The organism is Klebsiella michiganensis (assembly GCA_000963575.1).
Taxonomy (GTDB): domain Bacteria; phylum Pseudomonadota; class Gammaproteobacteria; order Enterobacterales; family Enterobacteriaceae; genus Cedecea; species Cedecea michiganensis_A.
On sequence record CP011077.1, the window covers coordinates 2215145 to 2227155 of the forward strand.

Here is a 12011-nt window from a genome sequence, read left to right on the forward strand (position 1 = left end):
TTGTCCTGTACTACCTTAGCACGCTAACGGGCTACGGTAATCTTAGTTTTTCTTTTAAGAAACCTGTCTAAATGCGCTATAACTAACCCACATTTCAGGTGACCGGGAGTAGAGGATGTTGCAGAGCAACCCGTTTTTCCAGCCGAGTTTATTGCCTTACCAGGCCCCGCATTTCGATAAGATAACGAACGACCATTACCGACCGGCTTTCGATGAAGGCAAGCGAATCAAGCGTGAAGAGGTTGCCGCCATTGCCGGCAACCCGGCGGTACCTACTTTTGAAAACACCTACCTGGCGCTGGAGAAAACCGGTGCGATGTTGGGCCGCGTGACCACCGTGTTCTACGCCATGACGTCGGCGCACACCAACGATTTCCTCCAGCAGCTTGATGAAGAGTTCTCCACTGAACTGGCTGAGCTTGCGGATGAAATTCGCCTGAACGACACCTTATTCGCCCGGTTGAATACCGTTTATCAGCAGCGCCACGACGGTAATCTTGATGCGGAATCTCTGCGGCTGGTGGAGGTGACCTGGCAGTACTTCAAGCTGGCCGGTGCCACGCTCAGCCAGCAGGATAAAACCCGCCTGAAAGCGCTGAACAAAGAGAGCGCGCAGTTGACCAGCCAGTTCAATAATCGCCTCCATGCGGCGGATAAAGCCGGTGGGCTGGTTGTTGACAGCGTTGAGGCGCTTAAGGGCCTGACCAGTGCGGAAGTTGCGGCAGCGGCACAGGCGGCTGTCGACAAAGGTTTGCCGGGCAAGTGGCTGCTCCCGCTGTTGAATTTCACCCAGCAGCCCGCTTTACAAAGCCTGAGCAACCGCGCCACGCGGGAGGCCCTGTTTGAGGCTGGATGGACGCGCTCCCAGCGCAACGATGCCAACGACACACGCGCCATCGTCGCTCGCCTGGCTACGCTACGGGCCGCCCAGGCCCAGCTTTTGGGTTTTGAAAACTATGCGGCATGGAAAATGGCCGACCAGATGGCGAAAACCCCTGATGCGGCGCTGCGCTTTATGCGGAATATTGTCCCTGCGGCAACCGGGCGTGCCCGCCGCGAGCTGAAAGATATACAGGGCGTTATTGATGCCCAAAATGCAGGCTTCCAGGCCGCAGCCTGGGACTGGCAATTCTACGCCGAGCAGGTGCGCAGGGCGAAGTACGATCTCGATGAAGGGCAGATTAAACCGTATTTTGAACTGAATGGCGTGCTGACCAACGGCGTGTTCTGGGCCGCCAGCCAGCTCTTCGGGCTGCGTTTTGTTGAGCGCTTTGATATCCCGACTTATCACCCGGATGTGCGTACCTGGGAGATTTTTGATAACGACGGACGCGGCATGGCGCTGTTCTACGGTGATTTCTTTGCTCGCGACAGCAAAGGCGGCGGGGCCTGGATGGGGAACTTTGTCGAGCAATCCACGCTGTTTGACGCCATGCCGGTGATCTACAACGTCTGCAACTACACCCGGCCGGCCAGCGGCGAGGCCGCGCTGATTTCCTGGGACGATGTCATCACGTTATTCCACGAGTTCGGTCATACGCTTCACGGCCTGTTCGCGACTCAGCGCTACGCCAGCCTTTCAGGGACCAACACGCCGCGTGATTTTGTAGAGTTTCCTTCGCAAATTAACGAGCACTGGGCGAGCCATCCCGAGGTCTTTGCCAACTACGCCCGCCACCACCAGACCGGTGAACCGATGCCAGAGTCGCTGCGCAGCAAACTGTTCCGCTCCGCCCAGTTCAATAAAGGGTATGACATGACCGAGCTGCTGGCGGCGGCGCTGCTGGACATGAACTGGCACAGCCTGGCGCCAGAGACGGCCATTGACGACGTGGCGCGTTTCGAAGCCGCAGCCCTGGAAAAAGAGCGTATCAACCTGGCCGAGGTTCCGCCGCGCTACCGCAGCAGCTATTTTGCTCATATTTTTGGCGGCGGCTACGCGGCAGGGTATTACGCCTATATCTGGACGCAAATGCTGGCGGATGATGGCTATCAGTGGTTTGTGGAGCAGGGGGGACTCAGCGCCGAAAATGGCCAGCGCTTCCGGGACGCTATCCTTTCGCGAGGCAACAGCAGCGATCTGGAGGCGTTATATCGCGACTGGCGCGGGCACGATCCGTACAGCGAACCGATGCTGAAAAACCGTGGGCTGGTGGAACAATAATGTCGAAGAAAGCGCTCTCACAAGTGTAGCCATAGTGAAATCGCACTTAACGCAAACTGCAAAGCCCTGATTTGCGTTAAGTGCCTTAAAAATCAAAAAGAATATATCCGTGCAATGTGCAGGGTTGCTGGCTATAAATTGCAAACCTGCTCAGGATAATGCAGGGTACTTCTGGGTTATTTTGAACGATTACGGGGCCTGATCGATGTCGGCAGGCTCCCGGATTTTCTCCCTTCGTTTTACGCTTCCGTTGACTCGTCGTCCTTGCCGTAGAAAAGCTTGCCGATTTTAATCAGCGGGCGGTTATTGGCTTTACGGTGCAGGTTGGTGTCGCGCAGGGAATAGACGCAGCCGCAGTACTCCTGCTGATAGAACTGTTCGCGCTTGCTGATTTCAATCATGCGGGCGGAGCCGCCCTGTTTGCGCCAGTTGTAATCCCAGTAGCTCATGCCTTCATAAGGCGCGGCGGCGCGGTGCCCACAGTCGTTAATCTGCTGCATGTTTTTCCAGCGGGAAATACCCAGTGAGCTGCTGATGACATTAAATCCGTGCTCATGCGCGTAAAGTGCGGTACGCTCGAAACGCATATCAAAGCACATTGTGCATCTGACCCCACGCTCCGGCTCCCACTCCATACCTTTCGCACGCTCAAACCAGTTATCGGTATCGTAATCCGCATCCACAAACGGCACGCCGTGCTGTTCCGCAAACCGAATGTTTTCATCCTTGCGCAGCAAATACTCTTTCTGCGGGTGAATGTTTGGGTTGTAGAAGAACACGGTGTATTCGATACCGGACGCGTGTATTGCCTCCATGACTTCGCCCGAGCAGGGTGCGCAGCAGGAGTGCAGCAGGAGTTTCTTCTCGTTGTTTGGCAGCTGTAAAACTGGCCGGGTAAATTCTTGCATCGCAGGTGATCCTAACTCTTATTCACTTTTTGCCAGAGGGTAGCAGGAACGGGGGCGTGGAATCATCATAAATCAGTAAAGATACTTATGTTTGGGAGGTTTATGAACAGCATTCAGGTGAAACGCGTGGTGATTACCGGCGGGCCTGGTTCGGGGAAAAGTACCGTGATTAATGCGCTGGAGCGCCGGGGCTTTTACTGTCAGCCGGAGGCCGGGAGGAGCGTTATTCAGCACCAACAGCAAATTGGCGGCCATGCCTTACCCTGGCTGGATCCTGCGGCATTTGCTGAGCAGATGCTTGGCTGGGATATGCGTTCCTGGCATGGGGCAGATGAAAAACAAAGTTATTGTTTCTACGATCGCGGCGTGCCGGACATTCTGGGCTATCTCACCCTAATGCAGCTCCCCATTCCGCGACATTTGACGGAGGCCGTTAAACGGTTTCCCTACCATCCTGATATTTTTCTGGCGCCGCCCTGGGAGGTTATTTATGCCAGGGACACAGAAAGGAAGCAGAGCTGGGAAGAGGCGGTCCAGACGGCCGACATTATGGCGGAAACCTACAGCAAACTAGGTTATCGAATCATTACCTTGCCGGCAGGGAGCGTAGAGTGGAGAACAGATTTTATCCTCCAGACGCTGGAGAAGCGTTAGCGAAGAGCGCATCGCCCTTCGCTAACGGGATTCAAAGTTGTTCCAGCGCGTTCAGTACGGCTTCCGGCATGGATGGGCGGCCATTGGCCAGGCAGGTGGCGACAAACGTCGCTTCGGCATAGACCACGCCGTCGACTTTAATCTGCTGGGCGAAGTTAACGCGGTTGCGTTTTTCGTTCCGCTCTAACTGGCAGGTGACCTCAACGCTGTCGCCTTTCTGCAGGCTCTTACGAAAACGCAGGGAATACTCCAGCACCATGTAGAGCTTGCCCTGGCGGAACTCTTCCTCGATATCAATGCCCAGCGCCTCGCGCATGTACGCGTGGCGAGTCCACTCCATGTAAAACGGATAGTACAGGCCGTCTACTACGTCCTGGAAATCAATATGGCTTTCATCCACTTCATAATGCTTAGAAAACATGGTTCAGTCCTGATGTTGTTATGTAAGTTAAGCGCCAGAAATCCCGTTCTGACCGTTTTTTGCACAGTCCGTTAGTGGTACAATACTGTCGATTTCACAACCAAACAGAGGATTACCATGGACACCGATATAACCCCAACCACCTTAGCGTTTGAATTTCTTCGCCGTGAACAAGAGCAGTTAACCCCCGCGCAATTCCTGATCCGCCTGCAGCAGCTAAAGCTGGAGTTTGCCGATCTGCTGGGTTTAACCCACCTCGAGCTGCGTGAAGAGATTTTCCATGCGCACCGGTTGGGGATTCACTGATCCCTCTCTGTCAGCAGTAATGCACAAGAGCCACCACACAGGGTGGCTTTCTGTTTTTAGCGTGAAAAGAAAATCAGTTTCAGCCCCAAAATTCCCATCACGCCGCCCGCTAAGCGGTCAATCACGGTTTTAAAACGCAGGTAGGCATTGCGCGGCTTCTCTGAAGAGAGCACCAGCGTGACAATGGAATACCATCCCGCATCAATCACAAAGCACAGCACCGGCAGCACCACGTAGTAGAAGGCCGGGATCTCCCGCGGCAGCAGCGCGGTAAAAATACTGGCAAACACCACGGCGGTTTTCGGATTGCTCAACTGCGTAAACAGCCCGTCGCGGAAGGTAGCCATCATGCTTTTATCGCTTTTCCCTACAGCGCCGACGTGCAGCGGCTCGCGCGCGTGTTTGATTATCTTATACGCCAGCCACAGCAGATAAAGCCCCCCGGCTATCTTGATCCCGGTATAAGCCACCGGCACCGCCAGCAGGAAAGCCTGCAGACCCAGCAGCGCCATCAGTGAAAATGCAGCAGCGCCGACGCCAGTACCAAGCGCAGTCACCAGCCCATGTGCGCGGGAACGCGCCACGGCATTTTGGGCGACATAAACAAAGCTTGGGCCAGGGCTCATTGCGCCCAGCGTGACGGTGGCGGTAATAGCAAAAAGGGTGGTGATGGCGCTCATCTACGGGATCCTGTTGGTGGCAAAACATTTTTTTAACCTGGAAGCGCACGGAGTGACAACCGCAAGTGTGTGCCGATTTATTACCGCCGCTCGCGTAGCCGGTCGATCATCCAGCGCCCCGCAGGCCCGGGCGGCGTTTTGTTCGACCAGGCGACATCCACCTCCAGATTTTGCGGCCAGCCTTCCACCTTCAGCGGCTTAAGCACGCCGTGCCCAAACTGGTTAACCAGCCAACTGGGTAAAATACCCCAACCAAAACCTTGTTCTGCCATCTCAAGCAATAGCAATAAAGACGGGGACGACCAGATGGGGCCCTGTGCTGCGACTTTGCCGGGGCTTACAAAAGTTTTAAGCACCAGTTGCCGCACGGTGTGTAACTCATCCATCCGCACCTCTTTCTGCTTTGCCAGCCGGTGATCGCGATGGATAAAAATGGTCATTTCTGCGCCGACCTGAAGGCGGGCGACGGTGATATCCGGCGGGTAACTTTCCTGAACCCGAAGCACGCCGACGTGGGCGCGGCCAATTTGCAGGCTATCGATCACGTCTTCATCTTCGGCAATGATGCACTCGAACTCGATATCCGGGTAACGCTCGGAAAACTGCTGCAGGATAGATTCGTGATGGGCGGTTTGCCACATGTCTGAAAGCACAAAAGTCAGACGCGGCTCAACGTTGTCCGCCAGCCTGACGGAAACCTCATCCAGCCGCTCGCTGGCGGCAAAAATCGCCTGCACGTAGGGCAAAACTCGCTGCCCGTGTGGCGTGAGCGTTGGCTGCCTGGCGTGGCGATCAAACAGCGTTACGCCGAGATCTGCCTCCAGGTTGGCAATGGCGCTGCTGATGGTTGACTGGCTCTTCTTCAGCTTGCGGGCGGCGGCGGAAAAAGAGCCTGTTTCAACGGCCTGCAAAAAGGCTTCCAGTGATTCAGGGGAATAACGCATAAACTATCGCTTTTATCGATGGCTGTTAGCTATATCATATCAATAATTACGATGATAATGGTCGCCTTGTGAAAAAGGAGTCATCAAGATGAAATCGCAAAACAACAGAAGCCTGTCTGAGCGCATTGTGCATGCCGTCGGCTTCGAGGCCATCGCCATTGGTATCTGTGCGCCAACCGCCGCCTGGCTGATGAACAAACCTCTGTTCCAGATGGGGGCGCTGGCCATCATGCTTTCAACCGTTGCGATGGTCTGGAACATTATTTACAACGCCGGGTTTGATAAATTTTACCCGCCGTCACGCAAACGTGGCATTTGGCTGCGCGTCGCGCATGCGCTTGGCTTTGAGGGGGGCTTTATTCTGATTGGTCTGCCGATCGCCGCGTGGATGCTTAATGTCACCCTGCTGCAGGCGCTGATGGTAGAGATTGGCTTCTTCCTGTTCTTCCTGCCATATACCGTGGTTTATAACTGGTGTTACGACTGGCTGCGCGCCAAACGTTTCCAGAACATGGCCAGCAGAGAGATGAATAAGCAGTCCTGATTTGCAGGATTGTGCAAGCATCAAACAGGATTGCGCTACAGGAAAGCGGCCGTGTTCAACGACACTTTAAGCGTCAGACACAACCCCCTGGAGCGCAAAAATGAAAACTATCGACACCCTCTATATTAATGGTCAGCACGTCACGCCCCACGGCACTGAAGTGCTGACCTTAATTCACCCGGTCAGCGAACAGCCTGTAGCGCAGGTTCGCCTGGCAGATGAAGAAGACACCCGTCTTGCCATCGCCGCTGCAAAAGCAGCTTTTCCGCAGATGCGTCTCTCCAGCCGCGAGCAAAGAATGCTTTGGCTGCAACTGCTGCACGACGCCATGAAAGCGCGTGAGGGTGAGCTGGTGGAGACCATGGTGGATGAATACGGCTGTCCGGTCGCCTTCGCCCAAAGCACCGTGGCGCGCGCTTACAATAGCTTCCTGCAGGCTATTGATCTGCTGAAGGACTACTCTTTTGAAACCCAGGCGGGGATGGCGAAAGTCGTCATGGAGCCGCTGGGCGTGGTCGGGCTTATTACCCCGTGGAACGCTAACTACGGTTTTATCGCCGGCAAACTGGCGATGGTGATTGCCTCCGGCAGCACTGCGGTTATTAAGCCGAGCGAGCTAAGCGCCCGACAAACGGCGCTAATCACTGAATGCTTGCACAAGGCCGGGCTGCCCGATGGCGCTTTCAATATCGTTACCGGCCTGGGCAATGTGGTTGGCGCGGAAATCACCCGTCACCCGGACGTGGCTAAAATTTCATTCACGGGCTCAACGGCGGTAGGCAAAACAATTGCCCGCGACGGGGCCGCAACCATGAAGCGCGTGACGCTGGAGCTCGGCGGGAAGTCCGCCAACGTGCTGCTTGACGACGTGGATCTCGACACTGCCATTCCGCTGGCGTTGCAGGTGATGAGCTGGAACAGTGGCCAGGCTTGTATAGCCGGCACGCGCCTGCTAGTGCCGGCAAACAAGCTGGAAGAAGTGAAGGCGCAGATCCTTAAGCACCTGGCTATTCTGGTACCAGGCAACCCAAGAGATCCAAAAACGAACATCGGAGCTGCCGTTACCGCCCGGCAGTATCAGCGTGTGCAGGAGTATATTCGCACCGGGATTGCTGAAGGTGCGGAGCTGCTGTGCGGCGGAGAAGGGCGTCCTGAAGGGCTGGAAAGCGGCTACTTTGTGAAACCGACAGTATTTGTTAACGTTCGCAATGATATGACCATCGCCCAGCAGGAAATTTTTGGCCCGGTGCTGTCGGTGATTACCTATCGCGATGATGCCGAAGCGGTGCAGCTAGCTAACGATACGGTTTACGGCCTGCAGGCCTACGTCAGCGGTAAAAATGCTGAACGCACTGCGGCAATTGCCCGCCAGCTTATCGCGGGACGCGTGTTCGTCAACGGCGTCTATGATGAACCCCTCGCGCCATTTGGCGGCTTTAAACAGTCCGGGCTTGGGCGTGAATTTGGCACTTACGGGCTGGAAGCGTATCTTGAACCCAAAGCCATCATGGGACAGTAATATGCAGCAACCAGAGCGGCCTGCGGGCCGCATTATTGAAGAACTTCACCAGCGCGTGGCCCGGCGTTACACACCGGGCAGCGGTGGAGTGAAAGAGTTGGGCTGCGCTCTGCCGTGGCTCAGCTTTATTCGCATCGAACAGCCGACATTGCTCAATCGAGGTATGCTTTCTCCTTCAATGTGCATGGTGCTGCAGGGCAGCAAAAAAATGCTAATCGGTGACAACGTCACGGAGTATGGCCCCGGCAGCTATTCGCTGGCTGCCGTGGATATGCCTGTGTCCGGGCAGGTGACCCGCGCCTGCGAAGCAGAGCCATACTACGGTGTGCGCATCGACCTCGACGGGAAAGAAATTGCCGACCTGATCATGAACATGAACGTGGTGCTGCCGGACGGCAACGGGGAGAAAACCGGGGCCTGGGTGGCCGCCGCAGAGGAAGAACTTCAGGCCGCTTTCCTGCGCCTGGTCACGCTGCTGGACAGCCCGCAGCATCTGCATGCCCTCGCGCCGCTCATCAAGCAAGAAATACTTTACCGGTTGGTCATTGCTCCCGCCGGCGCTTCATTCTGGAAACAGGCGCTGGGCTGGGCGCAGGGGAAAGGCGTGGGGGAAGCCATAAACTGGATCAAAGAGAATTACGCCGAGCCGCTGGTCATTGATGAGCTGGCGAAGCGCGTGGGCATGAGCGTGTCCAGCCTGCATCACCGCTTCAAAGCCCTGACTATCATGAGCCCGCTGCAGTACCAAAAACAGCTTCGTTTGCTGGAGGCCCGCCGCCGCTTATTGAGCTGCGAAGGCGATGTGGCAAGCGTTGCCTGGAAGGTGGGGTATGACTCCCCCTCCCAGTTTAATCGGGAGTATCGCCGGGCATTTGGGGCTTCTCCGCTGCAGGACATTGACGCCCTGCGTCAGCAGGGCACTTCGTTCTAAGCGTTTTTCCGCGCCACAATAAACAGGCGTGGGAACGGCATCAGCACGCTCCCGTCATGCTGCTTGCGGTAGGCGCGCTGTAGCAACTGGTGGTAGCGCTCAAGAAACGCTTCTTGCTGAATGGCGTCCAGCCCGTTCAGGTAGGGGCGCAGGCCCGTCGAGCTTAACCATTCGATGATGGCCCGGGCGGACGGCATGACGTGGAAATACGTCGTGCGCCAGATATCCACCGTGCAGCCGCTTTCGGCCAGCAGATCGTAATACTCCTGAGCCGTCAGCAAGGCTTCGCGACTGGAGCGTGAGATCCCCAGTTCGTCTGCAACCTGGCGCATCAGGGTATGCGTGGGTTCCTGCCAGTTATCTGGCATTTGTACCGCCAGCACGCCGCCGCCGGCCAGCTGCGCCGCCAGGTGCGGGAAGACCTGCTTATGGCTGGCAATCCACTGCAGAGAAGCGTTGGCGAAAATCACGTCCTGCTTCACCGCAGGCTGCCAGCTGGCGATATCCGCTTCTTCAAAGCGGCAATCGGGCAGCGCGGCGCTGGCTTTGGCGAGCATCGCTGGGGAGTTATCCAGCCCGGTAATCGTGGCGTTCGGCGCCAGATTACGCAGCAGGGCCGTGGAGTTGCCGGGGCCGCAGCCCAAATCGGTAAAGGTGTTTGCGCCAGGGTGGTTAATTCGGGCAACCAACTCAGCGGCCGGGCGGGTACGTTCAGCTTCAAACTGCAAATAGAGCGCGGGGTTCCAGTCCTGCATCGTTTTATCCTCGTTGCTTTGCTAACATTGCCGACAAATTATTTTATACGCTATTGAAGGTAACGCATGGCTAAACATCCGGTAGGCAAATATTTGAGACTAGAGCTCACCCATAATGACAATGACCTGCTGATTTATGTGGTGAAAGGCAGCCGCATTGAAGATATGCCGCCTGACGAAGATGAGGATTATCCGGGGGAGATGCATCTGGCGATGCCTAAAATGAACCGTGAACTGGATGCCGAGCTGGCGCGCCTGCTGAGCGAGGCTAACGGGGGGGATGTTATCGTCATTATCTGTGCCGCTGACAGCGTGTTCGAGCACGGTTTTTCACAGGTCAGGGCGCTGCGTAAATAATGCCAGTTACCCGGCACAGAGCCGGGTAACTTCAGCCATCAGTGTAAACCCAGACGGAATAATTCCGTCGGTTCAAATTGCCCTTCACAACCTTCCACTTCCACACATTTGCTGCGGCGAATTTGCTCGGCATTTTTACCTTCGCCGTGAATCGCTTTAATCAGCCCTGTTTTGCCTGTGCCGTTAATCAAAACGCGGCTGCCGGTGGTAATGGCGTTACGGTTGCGGTCCCAGGTCATCATCATGTTGAGCACTCCTCTTAACGAATGAAACAGTTTGACCGGGAACTATTTAAGGCCGATGTGCGTCACGATTCATTAATCAAAATCAAATTGTATGATGAATTGGTCGTTATTTTGCGAAGATTAAAGTGGGGTGAATGATTTTCAGACTCTATTTTCCTCCATCATTAGCGCAAGCGAAACGGCTGGTTACGTATTTCGGGTTTAGAATATGACTTTAGACACACTCTTTTGGCATAGTGATTAACCTGTGTTGTCAGGAGCTTACTATGGATCGTCGCCATTTTATTACCTGTGTTACCGCCGGTTTACTCGCGGCTAAAGCGGGCGTTTCTTTTGCGTCATCGGGCGTGAAGCGTTCGGTTATTCCTCTCTGGAAAGGCATACCGCCCGGCGGCGGTGGGCCGACCGGGAGTATTCAGACTTCGGCGCGAGGGGCACAAAGCAATATTGCTGTCCCCATCCTGACCGTGATTGAACCCGAATCCCCTAATGACCTGGCCGTGCTGGTGGCGGCAGGCGGGGGATATAAGCGTATTGAAATGGGTTCAGAAGCCTGGCCGGCGGCGGAGTGGCTGGCCGCGAGAGGTTACACGGCCTATGTGCTGAGTTACCGTTTACCGTCTGAAGGATGGGCCGATGGCAATCTGGTGGCGTTACAGGACGCGCAGCGCGCATTGAGAATCGTGCGCGATCGCGAGCATAACGTCAGCGTGCTGGGCTTTTCCGCCGGCGGACATCTGCTTGGTCTGGCCGCCACGCGTCCCGATTACCGTTCGTATCCAAAGCAGGACCGTTTAGACGAGAAACCCGCCTTTGCCGACAGGGCTGCGCTAATTTACCCGGTGATTACGCTGGAAAAACCCTACGAGCACACCTCTACCCATAAAATCCTGGTCGGCAAAGACGCTTCCGCTGCCGAGAACGCCGCATGGTCCGTGCAGAATTATGTTACTCCTCATTCGCCCTCGTTCTTCCTGGTGCAGGCGGAGGACGACCCGATTTCCGATCCGCAGAATACGCTGATCATGGCGGCGGCCTGCGAGCAGCAGCATGTGCCCGTTGAAATGCATCGCTACAGCAGCGGCGGCCACGGTTTCGGGATGGGTAAACCTGGCACACCGACCGTAAAGTGGCCCGATCATTACGAGAAATGGCTGGCGAAAAGCTAGCGCTGGATCGTTATTTAAAATAAGTATTACGCACCCCCCTCAAGAAATTTTCCCGTAATCCGATATCCATAGGGATGTATTTCGGCAGGATGCCGTTTCCCATTCCCAATGATGGCACGCAAATAACAATTAACTTTACGTGGTCAATATGGATATCAACGAAAAAATCAAAACCTTTGGTGAGGCTCTTAAAAACCGGCTCGATTCGTCACTCATTGACTTCGCACTGGAATATATCGACTTCTCAGAAAATGTACTGGCATTTGAAACGCTGTGTGGACATATCGCAAATTATCAGGTGCGTATTAGCCCTGAAGAGTACAGGCAGGTATTGGATATTGCGGGGCTACTGGAGATCGATAATCATTATGCTGAAATCGATCCCCTGAGAAATTTATTAAATTAAACCCTGTC

General features: G+C 55.2%; 15 protein-coding genes. 9 read left to right on the forward strand and 6 right to left on the reverse strand.

Features of this window, described 5'->3' with window-relative positions:
* Positions 1–115: 115 nt before the first annotated feature.
* On the forward strand, positions 116–2164 hold the full coding sequence (locus VW41_10460; GenBank protein ID AJZ89425.1) for a dipeptidyl carboxypeptidase II: 2049 nt from the start codon (positions 116–118) through the stop codon (positions 2162–2164).
* Between the two features lie 239 nt (positions 2165–2403).
* On the opposite strand, the gene VW41_10465 is transcribed toward VW41_10460, so the two are convergent.
* A complete protein-coding gene (locus tag VW41_10465) occupies positions 2404–3072 on the reverse strand; it encodes a hypothetical protein (protein AJZ89426.1) in 669 nt (222 codons plus the stop codon).
* A gap of 102 nt (positions 3073–3174) precedes the next feature.
* Between VW41_10465 and VW41_10470 the strand changes: the two genes are divergently transcribed.
* A complete protein-coding gene (locus VW41_10470) occupies positions 3175–3726 on the forward strand; it encodes an ATPase (protein AJZ91929.1) in 552 nt (183 codons plus the stop codon).
* A 31-nt stretch (positions 3727–3757) separates the two neighbouring features.
* Here the strand turns inward: VW41_10470 and VW41_10475 are convergent, their stop codons facing one another.
* Complete coding sequence (locus VW41_10475) at positions 3758–4147, reverse strand: thioesterase (GenBank protein AJZ89427.1); 390 nt, start codon at positions 4145–4147, stop codon at positions 3758–3760.
* Between the two features lie 117 nt (positions 4148–4264).
* Between VW41_10475 and VW41_10480 the strand changes: the two genes are divergently transcribed.
* A complete protein-coding gene (locus VW41_10480; protein AJZ89428.1) occupies positions 4265–4453 on the forward strand; it encodes a hypothetical protein in 189 nt (62 codons plus the stop codon).
* Between the two features lie 56 nt (positions 4454–4509).
* Here VW41_10480 and VW41_10485 read toward each other — a convergent pair whose 3' ends face one another.
* Entirely contained in the window at positions 4510–5133 is a 624-nt protein-coding gene (locus VW41_10485) for a threonine transporter (GenBank protein ID AJZ89429.1), read from the reverse strand.
* Between the two features lie 80 nt (positions 5134–5213).
* Entirely contained in the window at positions 5214–6077 is an 864-nt protein-coding gene (locus tag VW41_10490; protein ID AJZ89430.1) for a transcriptional regulator, read from the reverse strand.
* Between the two features lie 88 nt (positions 6078–6165).
* Between VW41_10490 and VW41_10495 the strand changes: the two genes are divergently transcribed.
* The 3 genes from VW41_10495 (at position 6166) to VW41_10505 (ending at position 9071) form a co-directional block, all read left to right on the forward strand.
* The gene (locus VW41_10495) at positions 6166–6621 is read left to right on the forward strand and encodes a Na(+)-translocating NADH-quinone reductase subunit E (protein ID AJZ89431.1); all 456 of its coding nucleotides are present in this window, start codon (positions 6166–6168) and stop codon (positions 6619–6621) included.
* A gap of 100 nt (positions 6622–6721) precedes the next feature.
* Positions 6722–8140 (forward strand): aldehyde dehydrogenase, encoded by a 1419-nt coding sequence (locus tag VW41_10500; GenBank protein AJZ89432.1) that lies wholly within the window; start codon positions 6722–6724, stop codon positions 8138–8140.
* A gap of 1 nt (position 8141) precedes the next feature.
* Entirely contained in the window at positions 8142–9071 is a 930-nt protein-coding gene (locus tag VW41_10505) for an AraC family transcriptional regulator (GenBank protein ID AJZ89433.1), read from the forward strand.
* Here the strand turns inward: VW41_10505 and VW41_10510 are convergent.
* Positions 9068–9826, reverse strand: coding sequence for a trans-aconitate methyltransferase (locus VW41_10510; protein ID AJZ89434.1), 759 nt, complete (start codon positions 9824–9826; stop codon positions 9068–9070). The genes VW41_10505 and VW41_10510 overlap by 4 nt on opposite strands.
* A gap of 66 nt (positions 9827–9892) precedes the next feature.
* On the opposite strand from VW41_10510, the gene VW41_10515 reads away from it, so the two are divergent.
* On the forward strand, positions 9893–10183 hold the full coding sequence (locus tag VW41_10515; GenBank protein ID AJZ89435.1) for a hypothetical protein: 291 nt from the start codon (positions 9893–9895) through the stop codon (positions 10181–10183).
* A gap of 38 nt (positions 10184–10221) precedes the next feature.
* Here the strand turns inward: VW41_10515 and VW41_10520 are convergent, their stop codons facing one another.
* The gene (locus tag VW41_10520) at positions 10222–10425 is read right to left on the reverse strand and encodes a selenoprotein YdfZ (protein AJZ91930.1); all 204 of its coding nucleotides are present in this window, start codon (positions 10423–10425) and stop codon (positions 10222–10224) included.
* A 269-nt stretch (positions 10426–10694) separates the two neighbouring features.
* On the opposite strand from VW41_10520, the gene VW41_10525 reads away from it, so the two are divergent.
* Both VW41_10525 and VW41_10530 read left to right on the forward strand, forming a co-directional pair.
* A complete protein-coding gene (locus tag VW41_10525) occupies positions 10695–11597 on the forward strand; it encodes a XynB (protein AJZ89436.1) in 903 nt (300 codons plus the stop codon).
* 148 nt (positions 11598–11745) lie between these two features.
* Positions 11746–12003: a hypothetical protein gene (locus VW41_10530; protein ID AJZ89437.1), complete on the forward strand. Its 258-nt coding sequence runs from the start codon at positions 11746–11748 to the stop codon at positions 12001–12003.
* Positions 12004–12011 lie beyond the last annotated feature (8 nt).